Here is a 20,867-nt window from a genome sequence, read left to right as displayed (position 1 = left end):
AGCAACTCCACCGCCAATGATTAACAAATCTGTCTTTGCTTTTATTATATCAATTTCTTCCATGAGTATCACATATGCTTTTTAATTATTAATTTATAATTATCCCACACTTAAATTACTCGAGATTAATCTAACTTAAAAAACAAATCTACATTCAAACAAATATACTTTTAATGTTTTTTTAAAGGAATTTTAGGTATGTTAATCATAAATTAAAGTTTCTTGGGAAGAAGAGATTTATCTTGTATAAAGATAAAATTATAGCTGAGAGTATTCTTGCTTTGCTAGCTGATGTTGTTAAATTAATTGCTAATTACACAATGTTTCATTTTAACTTAACCACAGTCACTTTTTGGCAAATTACTGCTACTAGGTTTCTAGAAAAAGATGACCTATTTCAGCCAATTGCTTATTTAATTGGTGCTATAGCCGATATTACTGTAACTTCTATCCCAAAACCTCCAATATAACTTTTTCTCATAAATATATAAATTTAAGAACATAATATAAACTGAAAGGAAGTTCCATTATGCAACTAACATATAAATTCAAAGCTTTATATATTCTAAAAATGCACTTAAGCCCAAAGGTCATACCGTCAGAAATAAATTGCAACAAGTAAAAATCAAAAAAGATAATCTTTCTAATGATTGGGTTTTCCTTATGGTGTATAAAGTTCAAGAACAAACTAACCCTGAAGGTAATAACATTATGTCCATAGATTTAGGGCTAGATAATCTTGCAACTATAACCTATAAAGACTATTCTGAGAGCCATATTATAAATGGCAAACCTCTTAAATCTAAGAATGGATATTTTAACCGAGAAATATCTAAACTTCAGATTATCAGGATGAAACAAGTGGGATCTAAAAATTTTAAAGATACAAATCAAATTAAAAAATTAAGACTCAAATTGAGTTGTATTATTTGGTACTCTCTTAGGTCAATCAGTACAAAGAAAGATTCCGCAAGAACCTTCAGCTATTATAGTCACCATTATAGCTTATTTTGTCTACGGTTTAGCCTTTGCTTTTTTTATTCTAAATTTTATATTAAAGAAAAGTGATACATAGTATTTTTTAATAAACTATTACTTAATAAGCTTTTAAAATCATTTCAATTTCTTGAGCTATATCATCATCAGCCGGTACACTCCTTGTTTTGTCTGCTTCTCCTTCTACAATAGCCTCTGCATATTTACTACAACTTGTATAATCACAAGACCCACAATTCAACCCCGGCAAAACCTTTTCTACTTCGATTATTAATTCCTTTTCTTGGCGGTCTATATCTACTGCTGATAATATTTCTGATCGTGAAATTATTTTTTCAATAATTATGCTCATCACTATAATTGCTGGTACTGTTAATAAATATCGTGTTGCTGCAAACGGTAATCCTAAAAACTTAGTCTCAACAATAAGCATCGGCACTTTAACTACTGCCCAAGCACTAATAATGATTACTACATTTGTAACACTAGCCCCTTTTAACATTAAGGATTGGGTGATGGGAAACGCTGCATAAATTGGCCCGGCTGACAAAGAGCCTATCAAAATAGAAATCAACCTTCCTTTTAATCCCGAATCCTTACCAAAATTATCTAAAATAACCCTCTGCGGTACCCACACACTAATTAAAGCTGAGATTATCATTACAGCCGGCATTACTTCTAACATTTCTTTTAAATAAGTGATTGTATTTCCTAATGCTTTGTTGAAAATATTTTTATTATATAGAAAAGTTCCTAGATACGCTAAAAATGAGACGACTATTACTTTATTTTCTTTAACTGCTTTCTTTAAAGTCATAAAACAATCACCATTCCTCCAGCAATTAATAAAGCAAATAAGAAACTTAAACTATTTCGCACAATTGCAAATTTCTTTCCAAAATAATCAACTTCAATTGGATAAGTTGCAAAACCTACCATTGTCAAAGTAGTAATTAATGCTGCTATTGCTATTAAATTTGCTCCACTACTCAATAATGACTCTGCTAAAGGAAAAGCAATAAAAGCCGGTAAAATAGTAACAGTCCCAATTAATGCTCCATAAACTGCACTCGAAAAAGCATTACTGCCTCCTAATAAAGATTGGATTAAACTATTAGGTATTATAGCTAATAGTAGTCCAACTAAAGACAAAACCCCTGTTATATCTCCAGCAGTCTGTAAAAACATTCCTTTAGCCATCTTTATTCCTTGGATTGTTTTTCCTTTATCATTTTTAAAAGACCACAACAATGCTACTACTGCTCCTAATATTAAGAATATAGTATTCATTAAACCACCTTCTTTCAATTAATACTCTCGGTTAAATTAATCATAAACGATAAGTTGAAAACTCCACCTAAATATACATATTCAGGTGGAGTAATCTTTTACTCATCATTACTGCTGAAATTAATTTTAGTAGTCAAATTATAAGTCACTGGTACTAAAATTAAAGTCAAGAAGGCTGATACAATTAAACCTCCAATCACACTAGTAGCTAACGGAGCAAATCTTTCTGAACCAGTAGCTAAGGCTAAAGCTAACGGTAACATTCCGAAAATAGTAGAAGTTACTGTCATTAAAATTGGTCTGAATCTAGTTTCAGCTGATTCAATAATTGCTTCTTTAGTTTTCATTCCTGATTTTGAGTTAGCATTAATCCGGTCAATTAACAGAATAGAATTGTTAACTACAATTCCGGTTAATAAAATTGTTCCCATAATCGCTGGTAGAGATAATGACATTCCACGCAACCACAGGGCACCAACTACTCCAATTAATTCTAAAGGAATAGCTAACATAATAATAAAAGGTGAACTAAATGACTTAAACTGTCCAATTAACAGAATATAGACCAAAATAATCGCCAGAATAAAACTAATTCTCATCCGCCCTACAGATTCTTTAAGATTTTCCTGTGTTCCTGTAATCTTCATCTCATAACTCTGCGGCGTTTTAATTTCATCTAGTTTTGACTGTACATCAGCGACTACTTTACTTAAAGATCGTCCTCTGTTATAACCAATAACAGTTATTTTATTCTTAAACCCTTCGCGAGTAATCAAATTTGGATTATGCCGTTTTTCAATTGTACCTAATGATTTCAGCGGTACTACTACTCCTATATCATTTTGAATCATCGTTTCCTCTATATCAGATAACTGATTCTGGTCTTGCTTGCGATATTTGACCTTCACATCTAAATCATCTTTATAAGGCAGTTTGAATTTAGAAACTTCCAATCCTTCGTACGCAATTAAAAGCTGCTGACTTACTTCTTTAGTAGTTAATCCTAAATCTGCTACTTGATTATGATTCACTGCAAAATGGTATTCAGGATTATCTAAAGTCCAAGTAGCAGCCACATCAACCAAGTTCGGTACAGTTTTTATTTCTTCAGTCACTGTCGTAGCTAATTGATCTAAAGTATTCAGTTTATCTCCAGTAATTTCAATAGCTACTGGGGCTTCTGTTGTAGACAGCACCGTTGCTCCAACTTCAGTCACAATTGCAGTTCTAATGCCACTAATGCGGCTAATCTTCCTTCTAATCCGCTGTTGAATATCCCAAATAGTTTCCTCTCGATCATGACGGTCAGTCAACTGTACAGATAAGTTTGCCTGCTGAACTCCACTAGCTCCTGTTTTAGGACTAGCTAAACTGCCTGTTTCCACTCCTAATTGGCTAGAAAAAACTGTTATTTCTTCTTCCTGAGCCAAAATTTCTTCGATTTCATCGACTATCTTGCCTGTTTTCTGCAGCGAAGATCCTGGTTCTGATTCCACTGCAATTCGCAGTTGAGCTGAATCCATCTTCGGTAACTGCTCCATTCCAATTTGCGGCGCTAAACGCATCGTACCAACAAAAATAAGCAGAATTACTGGCAGTACAATATACCACTTGTCAATTATTAATTCTAAGAATCCTACATATTTTTCTCTTACGAAATTAACACCGCGGTTGAAGAATGAAATTATTTGTTCAAGTTTATTTAATCCTTCGTCATCTTGCAAAATAATTGACGCTAAAAAAGGAATTAAAGTTAAAGATAATGTTACAGAAGCAAGCCACGAAAACATCAAAGTTAAAGCCAGCGGCTTAAACATCTGCTGTACAAATCCACCTACAAAAATCAGCGGTAATAACACAATAACAGAAGTCGTAGTTCCTGCTAAATTTGCCAGCATAACTTCCTTCGTTCCTTTAATTGCTGCCTGCGCCGGATTAAATCCATCCTTCATCTTACGCACTATACTCTCCACGACCACTATTGCATCATCTACTAACATTCCAATAGCTAAAATCAAACCTGACATCGTAACCATATTTAAACTTAATCCCACGACTTTTAACAATCCTAAAGTAACTAAAAATGTCAGCGGAATTGATAAGGCTACAATCAAAGTACTGCGTAAGTTAACTAAATACAAAAATAAAATTAAAATAGTTAATAAAATTCCACTCTTTAAGCTGTCAATCATACTATTTACTACAATATTAACTAAGTCTGATTGATCATCTACTACCTCAAAGTTTAACTGCTGGTAGTCTTGGTTCAACTGTTCTAATTCTGCTCTAGCTCGTTCTACCACCTCGACTGTATTAGCATCTTCACTTTTTTTAATATTAATCGCTACTGCTTCTTCACCATTAACCCTAAACTGACTATTCTGTTCTTTATAGCCATCCACTATAGTAGCTACATCGGATAATCTCACTTTTTTACCTTTAGTTTCTTTAATTATTAGTTCTTCTAAAGCAGGAATAGTTTTATATTCCCCCATTGTCCGCAGCAAATATTCATGATCTCCCGTAGTCACTGTTCCTGCAGGGCGAGTTAAATTTTCCGCTCCTATCTTATTACTCACCACATTTAAAGGAATCTTATGCGCTTTTAACTGATTCCTATCTACTTCAATCATAACTTTTCTCTGCAGTCCTCCAAACGTACTTACTGAGGACACACCTTTTAAAACTTGAAAGCGCGGTTCAATATCATTTTCAATCGTTTCCCGCAGTTCAACTAATGATTGTTCTCCTGTAGCAGCGATCGTTAAAATCGGCTTATCAGAAGAATCAATTTTTAATACCTGCGGTTCTTTGATGTCAGAAGGCAGCTTATATTTTATACGACTAATCACATTCTGAATATCAATTGCTGCTACATCTATGTCTTTATCATAATCAAATTCAACTGTAACTACTGACCGCCCCTGTTGAGCTTTAGTAGAAATCTGTTGTACATCCTCGACTGTAGCTAACTCATCTTCTAACTCTTGGTTCACTAAATCATTCACATCATCAGCAGCTACACCGGGATACTCTGTCAGTACAGTGACTACTGTAGGATTTACATCTGGATATAATTTTGTCTGCAGCGTATTAAAAGCAAGGACACCTAATAATATAATTATTAACGTAATAGCAATGATCGTAAATTTATTCTTAACAGCAAACTTAGGTAAATTCATTATTGCTCACTCCCCTGCTCTTCAACATAAACTCTATCTCCCGTACTAATCCGAGAAAAATTAGAAGTGATTACTTCATCTCCTGCATCCAAACCTGATTGTACTAGATAATGATCTTCGTCAATCTTTTCAACTTCAACTTCTCGTTTTTCTACTTGCTCAGTTTGAACTAGATAAACTAGATTATTATTTTCTCCCCTTAATAAATCCTGATCAATAATTAAAGCATTATCAAATTCTTCTAAAATCAAATTCCCTTCTGCAAACATACCAGATTTTAATTGCTGCTCACTATTATCAACAGCAATCTCTAGCGTAACTGTTCTACTCTGGTGGTCTACTCTATCAGCAATTCTGCTTGATTCTCCTCTAAACTTCTGTTGAGGATAACTATTAACAGCCAAGCTTACCTTTTGACCTATAGATAACTTATTTAAGTCTTTACTACTAACATCTGCTTCTAAGATGAGCGGCTGCTGTTGAATTAAATAAGCCAACGGTTGATTAGGATTAGCTAATTCTCCCTCTTCCAAAAACAAATTAGAAATCACTCCTGCTCTAGGCGCAGTAATTACCGTATCTGCTAACTGCTCTTTAATTGCTTCAACTTGAGCCACAGCACGATTGTATTTCTCCTTAACGATCTTTCTATCTTCCTCTCTCGCACCTTGGTTGATCAAATCTAAATTTTCTTGAGCGATGGTTACATTACTTTCTGCTACTGCTAAATTCCTTTTGACAGTATCAAACTTCTGCTCCGTAATTGCTCCATCTTGATATAACTGCTGATTTCGTTTATACTCAGTTTGTGCTTGTTCATAATTTGCTTCTGCCTGCTTCAATTGAGCTTCTACTTTATCTATTTCTTCAGGACGTGCTCCTGCTTCTGTTTTTTTCCATTCTGCTTTAGCAATTTCTAAATTAGCTTCTGCTTGTTTCAAATTAGCTTCTAACTGTTCATCTTCTAACCTAGCAATTACTGTTCCTTTTTTCACCTGCGTTCCTTCTTCTACCAATAATTGATCCACCTTGGCAGCTATTTCTACAGGAATATTAATTTCTACTGTTCCTTCTAATGTCCCTGTCACAGGTAGTTGCTTGTTAAAATCTTGTCTCGTTAATGTTCTAGTAGCAACAGGAATACCTAAGCTCTCTGCCTCCTGTGCTTCATTTTGACTACTAGTATCTCCTTGACTACATCCCGTAATTGTTACAACTATAAGTAAAGTTAAAATAATTAAATTTGATTTATAATTTCTCATTTTGGACCTCCTTTTGTAGACCAATTGCTTTAAATAATTTTGCTACTGCTATCTGATAATCATACACAGCTTCTAAATAATTAGTTTTAGTCTCAGTGACTGCTACTTCAGCATCAATAACTTGGCTATTAAGCAAAGCTCCTTCTTTATACTTTTGACGCTTAATCTCCAAATTTCGTTCTGCACGAGCAATGCTTTTTTCAGCAACTTGAATTTTTTCTTGCGCGGCCTGCTGCTGCAAATAAGCTTCTTTAACTTCTAATTTAATTCCTTCCTGCAGTTGCCAATATTGTTGATGCAATTGTTCTAATTTTTCATTAGCCTGCTCTTCTTTAGCTGCGCTAGCTCCTCCATCATAAAGCGGTAGCGACATAACAACTCCTACATCCCAACTGTCTTGTTCAGGCAATGCTTGACCATCACGCAAATTATAATTAGCTTTTAGATTGACCTGCGGGCCAACTTCACTTTGAGCAAGCTCTATACTTGTCTTAGCCTGCTTTAAATTTAATTGAAACTTCTTTAAGTCAGCTCTATTATTTAAAGCCTGTTTTATATTTTCTGCTAAACTAGACTTATAATCATTCAGCTTTAACTGCCCTTTAACTGCTAATTCTTTTTCTTGTTCTACCCCCACTACCTTCTTTAATTTTGCTCGTACTATATCGACCCTATTTTTTAGTTCAATTAATCTTTCTTCAACCTCAGCTACTCTAACTTGGCTTTCTAAAACATCCGTTTCTAGAGTAGCACCTGATTGATATAAACTTTGCGCAATTTCTAAGTTTGTCTGAGCCCGAGTTAAAGATTCAGCAGCCAAAGTCTTTAACTTTTTAGCTTTCAACAGATTATAATAGCTTTCTCTCACAGCTAAAATTATCTCTTTGCGCTTAGCTTCTAATTCTAATTCCATCTTTTCAATTTCTCGCTCTTGATTAAGTAACTGCCCTTTAATTCGTCCACTTGTATAGAGTGGATACTGGGCTGCTAAATTACTGTGATAAAGATCTCGATCACTTTTTTTAGTATAACCATAATTAAAATCTAGGCTAGGTAACTTTTGTGCTTTGACCTCTTGATATTTAGCTTCAGCCTCCAGTAATTTGTTTTCTAAAGCTTTAATTTGAGAGTTATTATTCAAAACCAACTCCACTAAATCTTCTTGGGTTAAATTTTCCGTTTCTACTTTCGCTCCCCAAGTAGTAGTACTAATCCCTGCCACTAACAATATAAGAATAAATAATGTAATTCTAGACTTTGATTTTCCCATTTTGCCCCTCCTGTATTAAAATTATTTTACACATTAATCTGAATGAATCATCATTCAGATTAATTATAACCCTTCCTTATTAAAAACTCTGTGATATAACTCACAGTTTAAAAAATTAATCTATTATATGATAAACTTAGAATTAATAATCCTATCATTTACGGGAGTTGGTAATTATTTTAAAAGACGAATCAATATCTGAATTAAGCACTTTAATTGCTGATAAAGAAAATCCAGTTCCTGCCGGTGGTTCCACCGCTGCTGCTACTGGATTATTAGGAGTTAGCCTACTACAATTAGTTATTTCAGTCAGTAACAATACTCTAAACAACTACAGTTCAGAACTTACTGAGATAAAGACTAATCTATTAAAACAAATTGATCAAGATAAAGAAGCCTACCAGATTAATCACGACCATAACTTTAATAAATCAGAAGAATTAAAAAAATTAATTGTAATTCCACTCTCTATTGCCCACAACTCAGCTCAGGCATTAAAGATTGCCAACAATATTGCAGATAAAGTTAAAGACACTGTAGTAGCAGATTATCAAGTTGCTCAATTGAATTTGGAAAGCAGTATTGAAGGTGCTTTAGCAATTGTGAAGTCCAATTATCAGTTTTTCTCTGAAGACAGTGCTTATCTTCAGCAAATCAAAAATCAGGTGGAAAGTATTAAGCTGTGAGCTAAAACATTTTTGAAAATTAGTCCCTCTTATTCCGAAATACAATTGCTCAAATAATAAAAAGCTTCCCTAGGGTTTAAAGTTTAGGGAAGCTTTTTTATATCTCACAGCACACAGCTCATGACTCACACCTAATTCAATTATAAACTAGGTGTCTTGACATTAAGTACAACAAATTTTTCGCCTTGATCAGCTTGTAGAGACATTGTAGTATTTGGTGGACAAGGAATAATATCTTTTGCTTCTACTACTTTAGATTCATCACCAATCTGTAGTGTTCCTGTTCCTTCTACAATATAGAAGAATACATTAACTGGTACAGAGTGTTCTCCTACTTCATCTCCTGGTTCTAACACTAAATTCATAATCTGGGCATCATCATTCTTTAATAACCCCTTAGCAATTACTCCTCGTTTGTTCTTGCTACCTTCAATTTGATCCATTTTAATAATTTCCATTAAAATCCTCCCCTTTTTTTAATTTATATTCTTTATTATTATTGTTGTTTGTTATTTAGCTATACCTAACCAAAAGAAATTAATTAATTCGCGTTTAGCTTCTGAAAAATTATACTCATCATTTTGCACTACCATCATTGCTATACTGCGAATGGTTTGAAAAATTGCATTAGCAATCAAGTCAGAATTAACTTCTCTAATTTCTCTTCTTTCTTTAGCTTCATCAATCATTTCTACAAATATCTCCGGTAACTGCTTAAGAAAATTTTCAACAGCTTCTAAAGAGTGTTTGCGCGGCATTCTAATTTCTTGGACTAAAACTGTTGCTAAATTCGGATTTTCCTCTAAATGTTCAAATTGATGATTGAGAAACATAATTAATTTATCTTTTAATGAAATTTCTTTCTGCTTTACTTTACTTAAAAACTCCAATTTATTATCAAGTTCTACAGCAAAAATATAGTTTAATATTTCTCGTTTATTACTAAAATAATTATAAACTGTTCCTACTGCTACTCCAGCTCTTTCAGCGATCATCTTTACTTTAGTATCATGATAGCCTTCTTGAGCAAAAACATCAACTGCTTTTTCTCGTAATAATTCTTTTTTATTCATTTTATCTCTCCTTTCATCCCTAATATTTATTGAATGAAGAATCATTCAATAAATGGCAAAAAAATATTGCTTAGCATTAGCTATTTCATATTATCTCTACTTAATAATATATTAAATATATTATCTGTGATATAAGTCACTTTAATTCTAATAATTCTATAATACAATACTATTAAACTAAAATTATTATTTATCTACAAATTTAGAACACAATCTAGAAACAAATGTTGACCGACTCACCTCTGAAAAAGAAGTTCCTTTGCATCAACATAAGAATAAGGACGAAATATTCTACTGTGTCCAAAGTTCTGGTACTGGCATTTTAGAAGAACAAAAACATGATTTCACAGTGGGAGATACATTTGTTGGCCCAGCTAGTAAAAATCATACAGTACAAACAAACACTGAAATGCATGTTGTTTCTATTTTAGTGCCTAAGTTATAATTAAATTAATATATAGAGGCTGTCGTTTTGAACTGGCAACCTCTATATGTTTTTTATACTTTCAAATTTCTACTAAGCACTTAGGAACTCATCTATATCAGATTCTACTTCATTGATACCGCTAATGCCAAATTCTTCGACTAATACATTAGCTACATTCTCTGATAAGAACGCTGGTAATGTTGGTCCTAATTTAATATCTTTAACACCTAAATGTAGTAAAGCTAATAATACAATTACTGCCTTCTGTTCATACCAAGCAAGATTATAAGAAATCGGTAGTTCATTAATATCATCTAATTCAAATACTTCTTGTAATTTTTGTGCTATGACTACCAATGAATAAGAATCATTACACTGCCCAGCATCTAAAACTCTTGGAATTCCGCCAATATCTCCTAAGTCTAATTTATTATATCTGTACTTAGCGCATCCGGCAGTTAAAACTACTGTATCCTCTGGTAATTCTTCAGCAAAATCAGTGTAGTATTCACGACTATTCATTCGTCCATCACACCCAGCCATCACAAAGAACTCTTTAATAGCACCAGATTTTACTGCTTCTACTACATCATCAGCTAATTCCATCACCTGATTGTGAGCAAATCCACCAACAAGAGTTCCCGATTCAATCTGTTCTGGAGCATCACATTGTTTAGCTAATTCAATGATGTCACTGAAATCTTTCTTTCCATCTTCATCTCTTTTAACTGGAATTAAATTACCTACTAAACTTTTTAAACGTGAAGCTAATCCTTGTTCTTTATCTGCATCTGCTTTAATATGCTCTGCTCCTTCTAACCCAGCTGCTCCAGTAGTAAAGATTTTATCTTTATAGCCTGCATCATCTTTAGGCGGCACTATACAATTAGTTGTAAATAAGATTGGACCGTTGAATTTCTCGAATTCTTCTTCCTGCTGCCACCAAGCATTTCCGTAATTCCCAACAAAATGATCATATTCTTTAAAAGCTGGATAATAATTAGCTGGTAACATTTCACTATGAGTATAAACATCTACTCCTGTACCTTCAGTTTGTTTTAGTAATTCTTCCATATCTTTTAAATCATGACCACTAATTAAAATAGCTGGATTATCTCGTGTTCCTAACTCTACTTCAGTAATTTCAGGATTACCATAAGTTTCAGTATTAGCTTGATCTAACTGAGCCATAGCTTGAACGCCATACTCTCCTGTCTCCAAAGTCAAGCTCACTAATTCATCAACACTTAAACTATCATCAGTGGTAGCAACTAACGCCTCTTGAATAAAATCATAAATTTCTTGCTTTTCATAACCTAAATTATAAGCATGTTCAGCATATGCTGCCATTCCTTTCAGACCGTAAGTAATCAATTCTCGCAGTGATCTTACATCTTCATTTTCTGTATCTAAAACTCCTACTTGTTCTGCTTTAGTTAAAAATTCATATTCAGTCTTGCCAGTCCAAGTTGCTGCTTCGTGTATATTAGAACTAAAAGTCGCTCCAGCTTGTTCAGCTTTGGCTTTAACTTCATCTCTAATATTAAGCGCCTCTTTAATTTGCACTACAAAAGCATCATCATCAAAATTAGCATTAGTAATTGTCATAAATAATGATCTCATTATAAATTTATCTGCTGTAGGAGTATCCGCTCCTAACTCCTTAGCTTTAGTACTATAAATAGAAATCCCTTTCAGCAAATAAATTAATAAGTCTTGTAAATTAGCTGTTTCTTCTTCTTTACCACACACACCCTTAACAGTACACCCTTCACCTTTTGCTGCCTCTTGACATTGATAACAAAACATAGACATAAATTTTGCCTCCTTGTATTTTATCTTTCTTATTTTCACTAACTGATTAAAGTATATACTATAAGTTTTAATACTTCTGTAATTTATATCACAAAATTGATTTTATTTTATCCTCTAAACTCTATTAATTCATCATCAGGGCCAACAAATACTACTCTACGCCATCCTTTTTCATTAGCTTCTCTGGCTGCAGTAGGATGGGGCTCAGTATCTATTGGAATCCCAGCTTCTTTTAAACGATTATAATCTTCGTCGAAATTATCACTTTCCAGACAAAAATGAAACCCTTGGGTTGCTGCTCCATCTAACTTATGGACTAACTCCAAAATAGTATCTCCTAATTTGAGGTAAACTATCTTTTCTATCGTTGGAACAAGCACATCATTCTCATGATATTTTTCAAAACCAAAATATTCTTCATAAAACTGAACAGATTTTGCGGCATCACTTACTTCAAATGCTATATGGTCAATTCTTTCAAACATAAATTTTCCTCCTCCCACCATTTTTGAGCAATTTTAACTACTTCCTCCTCATTTTTTGCCCAAGCATCTGCTCCGGTATTTTTCCATAAATCGGGGTGTTCATTAAAGACTTTCCCACCTACTAAGATTTTAATATCTTCTATCTCAGAAGTTAATCTGATCTGTTTAATTGTATCTTCCACTTTATCTACATTAAATGGCATTGCCACTGATAATCCAATCAAAAATGGTTTTTTATTTTTAATATAATCAATTAAATCTTCTGAAGGAGTATCAGACCCTAAATGTTCAACATTCCAACCATCCATTTCTAAAGAATCAGCTACAATTCGAGAGCCAATTTCATGATATTCATTTGAAATTGGAGTAATTACTGCATTTCCTTTATCATTTTCCAAAGAAATAAACTCTGAATATAAAGAAGATAAAATTCTAGTGCTAATTGAAGATGCTAAATGTTCCTCTGCTACTGTAATATTTGCTTCCTGCCACAAAAAACCTACTTTATACATTGCAGGAAAAATAACTTCTTGGAAAAACATTTTTAAGTCTTTTTCAGAATTTATTTTTGCTTTAGCAGACATTAAACAACTTTTATAATCTCCATCTAACAGATATTTTACAATTTTTTTATATTCTTCTTTAAATTTTTTAGGATCATCTATCTCTCCTTTTTGAAATTCTTTAGAAGCTTTAATAAATTTATTGTGATTCTTTAACATCCAATTATATACTTCAATTATAGAATCAGCATTCCCTGAACTTATATATTCATTTATTGCCTCAATCCAAGCCTTTAATTCTACTGGAAAATAGTCAAAAGAGAAACCATGGTTTCTATAAGTATTATATACCCAAATTATATTTCTCGAAAAAAAATTATAATCATCAATTTTAAAGGCATTAACCATAAAATGAGCATGATTTTCATGATTATCATACATTTTAGTTAAGGGATTATGACCAATCAATTCATCTATATTGTTTCTTTGACTTAACTTATCATTTACTGTTTCAATTAGTAACTCTATATTCTCCTGATATTCTTCTATAGCTTCTGAATTAACACTTGGCAAACCAGTAATGCTTTCATCAGTATATTTTAACATATTAATTATCTCCCTCGTTCCGTGCGTACGGTTATCCCATACACTGCTTTCCTATTAATTTCGTCTTAAATCCTATAAGTATTCCCTTTTTAAATTTAAGATATATTCTCCTTCTCAAGTCTTGTAAATTAATGGATACTTTTATCATTTCACTCTTACCTCCTCCTAGGTCTTAGTTATAGAATCTTCTTTGCTCAAGTGATTTCTCACAGGAAGAAGTAGGGCTTCTCCAGTTCCAGACATATCCTTGTATCCATACCATCGCTAATACTCCATTGGTTTCCATAAATGTTTCAGTCAATTTCATTTATATATCCTGTCTTCACCTAGACGTTACAGGTTCGACCACCAAATTTTACCCCTTTCGAAGCTACTGTGCGTTCACTGGTGTTATGGTCTGAATACTTGCTCGATATCCTAACGATATCTTTGTCAATAGACTTCAATGCTTAGATCTCTCACTGCATTGCTATTCTGCTACAAGGCTTTGACTTTTACCTTACCGGAACTTGCACCCGTTGGATATGCCCAGCTTCGCTGGACATACAACGTCCCTGGAATTCACGACGTCTAGCACAATCCTCTTATAACTTGTCCATTCTCTAAAACTTACATATGTAATTCCTAACCTCGCCTAACCTCTTACCCTAGATGTCGCTAAGCTCTGTTAGACGATCGTATCTGCTGCTTGACTTTCCTCAAAACCTTCCATTAAAGTACTTCATTTATGGATTTAACCAAATTACATAAACTTTCCTTTTTAAAATTTAACTTTATCTCAAATAATAAGGTAAAAATAAGCAAAAATAAAATTTTAATAGGAGGCACATAAAAAATGAAACTCTCTAATCTATTACATCCTAAACGATTATTTAAAAAGAACATTACTGTTGAAGATGAAGCATCTACAATTGAAGCACATAATCTATGGAATTCTCTAAGAAGTAGATATATAAGCATAGAGACCTATAAGTTCTATAGAAATTTCGTTCATGATCGTGATTTTGATTTACTACTTGATGACCACATTGAAAATTTTCAAGAACAAATAAATATTCTTGAAAAAACGGCTGAAAAACTTAAAGTAAAAGTTCCTTCCAAACCACCAGAACAAATAAAAACTTCTACTCATATTGATGCTATAACTGATAAAATTATTTTTAAAAGAATTTATTCTGACTTAATATCTGAACTGTATTTGCTAAGTGGTACTATAAGCAGAAGTAGAGTTAATGATGGATTAAGAAAACACTTTATCACCTTTGTAGGAAGTCATCTGAAAGATTTCCAAAATCTTTATAAATACGGTAAATTAAAAGGATGGACCGAAGTAGCTCCCGCTTTTAAAACCCATAAACCAGTCTCTAAAGAAGAATTATCTTCAGCCGAAGCAGGACACCTCTGGGAACTTCTTAACTTAAGATATGACCAGTTACAACTTACTCGCATATTTTTAGACTTTGTTCATGATCAAGACTTAAAAATAATACTACAAAGAGGAACTTCAAAACTACAAAAACAGATTAAAAAACTTGAAGAAAAAGCATCAGAATTTGAACTCCCTCTCCCGGAAAAACCTCCTGCCTCTCAGCAAGCAAAAATAGATTCTGAAATGATGGAAGATAAATTTATATATAGAATTATTTTGAAAGGGAGTCAAGATGCTATAGATACACATATTCGAGCTGTAGTAGAAACTATAAGAAACGATAATATTCGTGACTTGTTTTTCCAACTCTATAATGAGGAAGTAGAACTTTACGATGACATTATTCGCTATGGAAAAATAAAAGGATGGTCTTATATATCTCCTAAATATAGAAAATCTTAATTGCTTTTTTCTTCACGGGCTGTAAAATATTATAATTAATTTTCTATTTTTATCTTTTTTTAATTATACTTATATTTTCAATATATACTACCAGCAGATAGTCTGGTAGGTAAGAGGCTTACGCCCCCTTTCCCCCACATCAGAACTGCGCATGATAGTTTCCCATCACACAGCTCAAGCAGTTTCAACCAACCTTTGGATTGGCGGTAACTAAAGAGCAGTTACCTAATATTTCAGAGCATGAGTCTGTTAACTTCATAGTCTGAGGTCGCCCACTCCGAAGAATTATTTGGCTTGCCTCATTCACAAAGTTCTTGCTCTTTCCTATCTCAAACTACCACTTGGAAGTCAGCCTCCTTTCAGAGCAGAGCAAATTTCGAACTCTTATCTGCCTCACTACAAAACAGCTTTCGCTTTTTCCAATCTCCCATGCCCTCTAGGTGTTGTACCAAACATTCTGGCCTACCTGTCTCCAGGAACCTATTGGGGTTTCCCATTTCACTGCTCACGTTTGACGAAGCTTTCAGTAGTTCACATGTGTTGATCTTTACGGCATATTTACTCTAGCAGGCACTCAACTTGGAGTTAGCGAGCTATCCACATTTTCTCCTCCGCTTAGCACAAATCCATTACCAGAAATGCATCGGAAGATAGAGTCATTCCAAATAGAATGAATGACTCAAAAGACTCTCGTCTTAAGCAGCCTAGAATATAGCTTATCCCTATTGTTTCAAAGGCTGATCGCACTTTCAGATGTAGGGTCGAAGCTGGTGCTTTAATTTAGATTAACATTTATCTATATTAAATTCCCAAACTCCGCCTCTTCAAACCGTGCGTACGGTTATCCCGTACACGGCTTTCCTATTAACTTCGTCTTAAATCCTATAAGTATTCACTTTTTAAATTTAAGATATATTCTCCTTCTCAAGTCTTGTAAACTAATGGATGCTTTTATCATTTCACCCTTACCTCCTATATTGTTGGAGAAATCATTAAATAGTAGGGTTCCTTTGCTATATAAAGTTATATTTACTTCATAATCTTGGCTACTACAAACCCGTCCGCCCCCCTCTTCTTTTCCAATTCATTTCCTAGATCTTAGTTATAGAATCTTCTTTGCTCAAGTGATTTCTCACAGGAAGAAGTAGGGTTTCTCCAGTTCCAGACATATCCTTGTATCCATACCACCGCTAATACTCCGTTGGTGTCTATAAATGTTTCAGTCAATTTCATTTATATATCCTGTCTTCACCTAGACGTTAAAGGTTCGACCACCAAATTTTACCCCTTCCGAAGCTACTATGCGTTCACTAGTGTTATGGTCTGAATACTTGCTCGATATCCTAACGATATCTTTGTCAATAGACTCCAATGCTTAGATCTCTCACCGCATTGCTATTCTGCTACAAGGCTTTGACTTTTACCTTGCCGGGACTTGCACCCGTTGGATATGCCCAGCTTCGCTGGACATACAACGTCCCGCGGCTTCGCGACGTCCCAGCTAACGCTCCGAACCCCTAATTAAAACTGCAACCTCACATAACTCAGCCCACTTTCCATTTATCCTCTCTACTGGGATGTCGCTAAGGTGCTGTTATACGCCGTTCTCTTCTAGCTCCCAAACTTGTCAATATTCTAACTAATATTACTCAAATTTCATTTTTAGGTTAACCACTGATAAAACCCTGATTTATACCTTCATCTACAATCTTTTGCAATTCAATAATGTATTTTTTACAAAGTTCAATAACACTTTCACTTCCTTCCCAATCTTCAAATGAATAATGGCTTTCTACAGTAGTTTCTGGATTTTCTTCATTAGTTGGCTTATTTTCATATTCATATTCTTTTTCTTCAACTTCTTCTCCCTCTTCATAAAGAGCAATTTTTATAGATTCAGACATTGATAGAGAAACTGATTCTTCTATAGAAATATTTCTATTTGGATTAACAGGTTCTTCATGAATGTTTACATCTCTTTTATCTTTAAAATGAGATAAAATCTTACTTGATGAAATATGATTATCATACCAAGCTTGACCACCTGATTTTCCTTGAGCTTCCTCCAGGGCATATTGTAAAACAGATCTAGCTGAAGAAAGAAAAGCACTTAAGTAAAAAGTAAATTCATTGTGATTATTATTTTCTACCATTTTCGAATAAAAAAAACAAGCTTCCCCAATTTTTCTTTTTTCATTCACAAAAATTCCTCCTTTAATATTCTACTAATAATACTTTAATAAAAACTACAATTTCAACTTTCTTTTAATTAATAAGCATAGATTAATTAATTTACTCTTAGTTTTATAAAATATCTTTTTTATGTAACTTTCATTAGCTTTATTAATATCTTTTAGTAATTCTTCTATATCATTATATAATTGCTCAGTAATTACTATCATAGTTTCATCATATTTTTTCATGCGTGAATTATAATTTGTATATCCTTGGTTATTTATCCTATAATCTTCTCTGCTTTTTATTTGTTCATTCAATTGAATAATACCTCTAACTACCCTTTTCACTTTTACTAACATGTCTTCTTTCGCTAAAATTTTTGGTAAATTTATTTTCATTAATTCCCAAAAGTCATTTTGTAATATAATAAGGGGGGCAACAATAGATTTATCATTTTCTATAACTTCTAGTTCTTTAGATAACAGAATCTTATTATGTTGCAAAAACTCTAAATTATCATTTAATTCTCTTTTAAATGCTGATACTATATTTTCTTCTCTGCTTTTTTGATCCCTTCTGAATTTATAAATATCCCATATCATTGTAAAAATAAAACCAATAATAGTAGCTATAGTTCCACTTATAAATCCAGACAACCACTGACCACTTTTAAAATCAACCATTAGTTCACCTCCTATCACCAAAGAGAACGGCGTATAACGTCCCGCAGCTTCGCGACGTCTCATTGTTGCTTCTCTATTTTACCTATCCTCCTGAATTTCATAAATCAACGCGTAATCCTGCCCTTCCTCTGTAACTAGATGTCGCTAAGTTGCTGTTAGATGAAGTTCCGTGTAATTAGTTTAAAATGGCACATCAAGTTCTTCTTCAGTTGCTGCAACTTCTTCATTAAAGTTTACCTGACTATCATCTTTATTATCAATATTATCATTTAATTTTTCAGTTTCTTTTTGCTTTTGCTCATCAAAAGGAATTTCAACTACAATAGATCTTTCACTTTTTATTCCTTTTCCATATACTAATGTGTGTAAAAATTGAAGATTAGGAATTAAATCAATATGCTCTGAGCTATAAACACTAGATAAATATTTTAAACTAGTTTGATCTACTAAAGAAAAAGTTAAATATGTATTACATTGTGAAAGAATTGTTTTGCTTACAAGAGCAGTTCTTTGAGAAATAATTAATAACCCTACACCATATTTTCTTCCTTGAAGTGCAATTTGAGATATTTTATTAATAATTAAATTAGTATCAGCTTTATCATAACCAAATACATTAGTTTCTGGAATAACAGTATGAGCTTCTTCTAGAACTACTAAGATTTCTCGTGCCTTTCTATTCCTTCTCGCCCAACTGAAAATTTCTGATAAATATAATTCAGTAGCCCGAAGCATTGCTCTACTTGTTGCTATATTAGGCAATTCAAATATACCTAATCCTGCTCCATCATCTTCTAAAAAATTTTTGACTTTTTTCTTTATTTCAGGAGTAATAGTATCTATAAATTCTTTAAATTTCTTTTTTTCATCTTCCGCCCCATATTTACCTGTTTCAATCTTAAAAATCAATTCTTCAATTTTTTTACTATCTTCTTCTCCTAAACTTAATTCTACAGGATTATATTCTTCTAGTCTAGCTTTATAATCTCCAGTAAAATCAACACAAAATATTTTTTTACCATTTTCTAACCCATACTTAATAATATCAAATGCCATCTCTGTTTTTCCTGTTCCAGTTACTCCTAAAATCGCTGTATGATATTCTAACAAATAATCAAAATCTGCTACTACATCAATATTTGAATTAGGTAACTTACCTAATATAAGTTCTTCTTCATTTTCTTTAGAGTCTTTTATATCTTCTGAGGTTAAAAACACAGGTGTATTCATATTAGGAACCCAGGGATATTTAATAAATCCTTTTTCTGAATCAATTTCCCCCAATTGTGTAGCAGTAATTATATGAGTTCCACGTGGATTGCTTGAAAACTTTTCTTCAGTTGTATAAACATCTAATATTTGATAATAAATATTTTCACCATCTTGTTTGCAAAATACTATAAGACCTTCTTTAAGATTTTTATTACATGATATTTCAAATTTAATATGTGATATATTTGAATTTTCTACTATAAACCCAATAAGTTCTGCTTCAATTTCAATATTCATATTATCTCTAATTAATTTTGATCTATTAAATTCCCTATTAGAATTATATACACAAAATTTATTTAATTTGTTATCCAACTCAGTTTCCATTTCTAAACATAATCCAGTACCTATAATATCTTGATCAATGATTTGAGTAAATAATGGTATCACATAAACATTTTTGGCATCTGTTAACATAGCTATATTTACATCTTCTACATTCCAATTATCTATAGAATCTATTGAAGCTCTTATAATATTAGGGCTATCTATCCGTTGAATCTTACCAACTATTTCTGTAGAGTCACTTTTTATTTCTCTCACTTTATTTTTTATTTTGAAAAATAATTCAACTGGTTTAATAACAACTAATAAAATCCAAATAAATCCTAAAATCAATATATCTATTAATTTATTTTGATGAAAACCTAAAATACTTATTAATACTGGTGAAGTAAATATCAATTCACCTTTTCCCAAATTAGTGCTTAATAAATAACAAGTTTTATTAAGTGATGATCTTTCATTATGTCTTTTCTTCATTATTATTGCAATTGAAGAGGAAATTAAGATTATTAAATTAACTCCAATAGAAAACCATCTAAAAATATTAATTTGAAGAGAAAAACTATTAACACTAGATAAATCTAAAGACCATAATAATAATATAACTGAAAGAGAAGTAGCTAATGAATCACTAGGTTTAGAAAAGAAAGGTGCAGAAAATAATCTGAATGCCAAATAGCCTGTACTACTTATTAACCACAAATCTTTTCCGCCACCTCCAGGTAACCATCCCCCTATAAAAAAACCACTTAAAAAATATAGAAATACTATATATAATATTAAAACATAAAGTCTCTCTTTTATATTTAAATAATTTCTTTTCTCCATTTTATCCCACCTTAATAAAATAATATAAGGAATTTCATCTGTAGGGTCGAAGCTGGTGCTTTAATTTAGATTAACATTTATCTATATTAAATTCCCAAACTCCGCCTCTGCAAACCATGCGTACGGTTATCCCGTACACGGCTTTCCTATTAACTTCGTCTTAAATCCTATAAGTATTCACTTTTTAGATTTAAT

The 20,867-nt window shown here is 32.6% G+C and carries 17 protein-coding genes and 1 pseudogene; 5 read left to right on the top strand and 13 right to left on the bottom strand.

Annotated elements, in window-relative coordinates:
• Nucleotides 1-242 precede the first annotated feature (242 nt).
• Nucleotides 243-470, top strand: coding sequence for a hypothetical protein (locus ACYQ3D_RS04600; protein WP_459836732.1), 228 nt, complete (start codon nucleotides 243-245; stop codon nucleotides 468-470).
• Nucleotides 471-663: 193 nt separating this feature from the next.
• Nucleotides 664-1,068 (top strand): transposase, encoded by a 405-nt coding sequence (locus ACYQ3D_RS04595; RefSeq protein WP_459836998.1) that lies wholly within the window; start codon nucleotides 664-666, stop codon nucleotides 1,066-1,068.
• Between the two features lie 28 nt (nucleotides 1,069-1,096).
• On the opposite strand, the gene ACYQ3D_RS04590 is transcribed toward ACYQ3D_RS04595, so the two are convergent.
• From ACYQ3D_RS04590 to ACYQ3D_RS04570, 5 genes are all read right to left on the bottom strand, one after another.
• The gene (locus ACYQ3D_RS04590) at nucleotides 1,097-1,813 is read right to left on the bottom strand and encodes a permease (RefSeq protein ID WP_459836730.1); all 717 of its coding nucleotides are present in this window, start codon (nucleotides 1,811-1,813) and stop codon (nucleotides 1,097-1,099) included.
• Nucleotides 1,810-2,286, bottom strand: coding sequence for a permease (locus ACYQ3D_RS04585; protein ID WP_459836729.1), 477 nt, complete (start codon nucleotides 2,284-2,286; stop codon nucleotides 1,810-1,812). Before ACYQ3D_RS04585 ends, ACYQ3D_RS04590 begins: the two co-directional genes overlap by 4 nt.
• A 98-nt stretch (nucleotides 2,287-2,384) precedes the next feature.
• On the bottom strand, nucleotides 2,385-5,468 hold the full coding sequence (locus ACYQ3D_RS04580; RefSeq protein ID WP_459836728.1) for an efflux RND transporter permease subunit: 3,084 nt from the start codon (nucleotides 5,466-5,468) through the stop codon (nucleotides 2,385-2,387).
• Nucleotides 5,468-6,730 carry an efflux RND transporter periplasmic adaptor subunit gene (locus ACYQ3D_RS04575; protein ID WP_459836727.1) on the bottom strand — a complete coding sequence of 421 codons (1,263 nt, stop codon included), beginning with the start codon at nucleotides 6,728-6,730 and terminating at the stop codon, nucleotides 5,468-5,470. Before ACYQ3D_RS04575 ends, ACYQ3D_RS04580 begins: the two co-directional genes overlap by 1 nt.
• On the bottom strand, nucleotides 6,717-8,000 hold the full coding sequence (locus ACYQ3D_RS04570) for a TolC family protein (RefSeq protein ID WP_459836725.1): 1,284 nt from the start codon (nucleotides 7,998-8,000) through the stop codon (nucleotides 6,717-6,719). Before ACYQ3D_RS04570 ends, ACYQ3D_RS04575 begins: the two co-directional genes overlap by 14 nt.
• A 167-nt stretch (nucleotides 8,001-8,167) precedes the next feature.
• Between ACYQ3D_RS04570 and ACYQ3D_RS04565 the strand changes: the two genes are divergently transcribed.
• Nucleotides 8,168-8,686: a cyclodeaminase/cyclohydrolase family protein gene (locus ACYQ3D_RS04565; RefSeq protein WP_459836724.1), complete on the top strand. Its 519-nt coding sequence runs from the start codon at nucleotides 8,168-8,170 to the stop codon at nucleotides 8,684-8,686.
• 140 nt (nucleotides 8,687-8,826) lie between these two features.
• On the opposite strand, the gene ACYQ3D_RS04560 is transcribed toward ACYQ3D_RS04565, so the two are convergent.
• Together ACYQ3D_RS04560 and ACYQ3D_RS04555 are read right to left on the bottom strand one after the other, a co-directional pair.
• Complete coding sequence (locus tag ACYQ3D_RS04560; RefSeq protein ID WP_459836723.1) at nucleotides 8,827-9,144, bottom strand: cupin domain-containing protein; 318 nt, start codon at nucleotides 9,142-9,144, stop codon at nucleotides 8,827-8,829.
• A gap of 51 nt (nucleotides 9,145-9,195) precedes the next feature.
• On the bottom strand, nucleotides 9,196-9,759 hold the full coding sequence (locus ACYQ3D_RS04555; RefSeq protein ID WP_459836721.1) for a TetR/AcrR family transcriptional regulator: 564 nt from the start codon (nucleotides 9,757-9,759) through the stop codon (nucleotides 9,196-9,198).
• Between the two features lie 256 nt (nucleotides 9,760-10,015).
• Between ACYQ3D_RS04555 and ACYQ3D_RS04550 the strand changes: the two are divergent.
• Nucleotides 10,016-10,204 (top strand): annotated as a pseudogene (locus ACYQ3D_RS04550) (cupin domain-containing protein); the annotation flags it as partial.
• A gap of 72 nt (nucleotides 10,205-10,276) precedes the next feature.
• Here the strand turns inward: ACYQ3D_RS04550 and hcp are convergent.
• The 3 genes from hcp to ACYQ3D_RS04535 form a co-directional block, all read right to left on the bottom strand.
• The gene (gene hcp / locus ACYQ3D_RS04545) at nucleotides 10,277-12,001 is read right to left on the bottom strand and encodes a hydroxylamine reductase (RefSeq protein WP_459836720.1); all 1,725 of its coding nucleotides are present in this window, start codon (nucleotides 11,999-12,001) and stop codon (nucleotides 10,277-10,279) included.
• A 107-nt stretch (nucleotides 12,002-12,108) separates the two neighbouring features.
• Entirely contained in the window at nucleotides 12,109-12,486 is a 378-nt protein-coding gene (locus tag ACYQ3D_RS04540) for a VOC family protein (protein WP_459836718.1), read from the bottom strand.
• A complete protein-coding gene (locus ACYQ3D_RS04535) occupies nucleotides 12,462-13,595 on the bottom strand; it encodes a cobalamin B12-binding domain-containing protein (protein WP_459836715.1) in 1,134 nt (377 codons plus the stop codon). The genes ACYQ3D_RS04540 and ACYQ3D_RS04535 overlap by 25 nt, the downstream gene beginning before the upstream one ends.
• A gap of 835 nt (nucleotides 13,596-14,430) precedes the next feature.
• Here ACYQ3D_RS04535 and ACYQ3D_RS04530 point away from each other — a divergent pair.
• On the top strand, nucleotides 14,431-15,426 hold the full coding sequence (locus tag ACYQ3D_RS04530) for a DUF3231 family protein (RefSeq protein ID WP_459836712.1): 996 nt from the start codon (nucleotides 14,431-14,433) through the stop codon (nucleotides 15,424-15,426).
• Nucleotides 15,427-17,093: 1,667 nt separating this feature from the next.
• Here the strand turns inward: ACYQ3D_RS04530 and ACYQ3D_RS04525 are convergent.
• The 3 genes from ACYQ3D_RS04525 to ACYQ3D_RS04515 all read right to left on the bottom strand — a co-directional run bounded on the left by ACYQ3D_RS04525 (nucleotide 17,094) and on the right by ACYQ3D_RS04515 (nucleotide 20,672).
• Nucleotides 17,094-17,627: a hypothetical protein gene (locus tag ACYQ3D_RS04525; protein WP_459836709.1), complete on the bottom strand. Its 534-nt coding sequence runs from the start codon at nucleotides 17,625-17,627 to the stop codon at nucleotides 17,094-17,096.
• Between the two features lie 45 nt (nucleotides 17,628-17,672).
• Nucleotides 17,673-18,287 carry a hypothetical protein gene (locus tag ACYQ3D_RS04520; protein WP_459836706.1) on the bottom strand — a complete coding sequence of 205 codons (615 nt, stop codon included), beginning with the start codon at nucleotides 18,285-18,287 and terminating at the stop codon, nucleotides 17,673-17,675.
• A gap of 180 nt (nucleotides 18,288-18,467) precedes the next feature.
• The gene (locus ACYQ3D_RS04515) at nucleotides 18,468-20,672 is read right to left on the bottom strand and encodes an ATP-binding protein (RefSeq protein WP_459836704.1); all 2,205 of its coding nucleotides are present in this window, start codon (nucleotides 20,670-20,672) and stop codon (nucleotides 18,468-18,470) included.
• Nucleotides 20,673-20,867 lie beyond the last annotated feature (195 nt).

Source organism: Halanaerobaculum tunisiense (assembly GCF_054657635.1).
The sequence above is the reverse complement of the archived record's forward strand: the minus strand, read 5'-3'. Positions and strand labels throughout refer to the sequence as shown.

Bases quoted from the DNA above. Each gene is read 5' to 3' on its own strand.
- ACYQ3D_RS04515 (WP_459836704.1), bottom strand. From the start codon at position 20,672: ATGGAGAAAAGAAATTATTTAAATATAAAAGAGAGACTTTATGTTTTA.
- ACYQ3D_RS04555 (WP_459836721.1), bottom strand. From the start codon at position 9,759: ATGAATAAAAAAGAATTATTACGAGAAAAAGCAGTTGATGTTTTTGCT.
- ACYQ3D_RS04570 (WP_459836725.1), bottom strand. From the start codon at position 8,000: ATGGGAAAATCAAAGTCTAGAATTACATTATTTATTCTTATATTGTTA.
- hcp (WP_459836720.1), bottom strand. From the start codon at position 12,001: ATGTCTATGTTTTGTTATCAATGTCAAGAGGCAGCAAAAGGTGAAGGG.
- ACYQ3D_RS04520 (WP_459836706.1), bottom strand. From the start codon at position 18,287: ATGGTTGATTTTAAAAGTGGTCAGTGGTTGTCTGGATTTATAAGTGGA.
- ACYQ3D_RS04580 (WP_459836728.1), bottom strand. From the start codon at position 5,468: ATGAATTTACCTAAGTTTGCTGTTAAGAATAAATTTACGATCATTGCT.
- ACYQ3D_RS04535 (WP_459836715.1), bottom strand. From the start codon at position 13,595: ATGTTAAAATATACTGATGAAAGCATTACTGGTTTGCCAAGTGTTAAT.
- ACYQ3D_RS04595 (WP_459836998.1), top strand. From the start codon at position 664: ATGGTGTATAAAGTTCAAGAACAAACTAACCCTGAAGGTAATAACATT.
- ACYQ3D_RS04590 (WP_459836730.1), bottom strand. From the start codon at position 1,813: ATGACTTTAAAGAAAGCAGTTAAAGAAAATAAAGTAATAGTCGTCTCA.
- ACYQ3D_RS04585 (WP_459836729.1), bottom strand. From the start codon at position 2,286: ATGAATACTATATTCTTAATATTAGGAGCAGTAGTAGCATTGTTGTGG.
- ACYQ3D_RS04575 (WP_459836727.1), bottom strand. From the start codon at position 6,730: ATGAGAAATTATAAATCAAATTTAATTATTTTAACTTTACTTATAGTT.
- ACYQ3D_RS04540 (WP_459836718.1), bottom strand. From the start codon at position 12,486: ATGTTTGAAAGAATTGACCATATAGCATTTGAAGTAAGTGATGCCGCA.
- ACYQ3D_RS04530 (WP_459836712.1), top strand. From the start codon at position 14,431: ATGAAACTCTCTAATCTATTACATCCTAAACGATTATTTAAAAAGAAC.
- ACYQ3D_RS04560 (WP_459836723.1), bottom strand. From the start codon at position 9,144: ATGGAAATTATTAAAATGGATCAAATTGAAGGTAGCAAGAACAAACGA.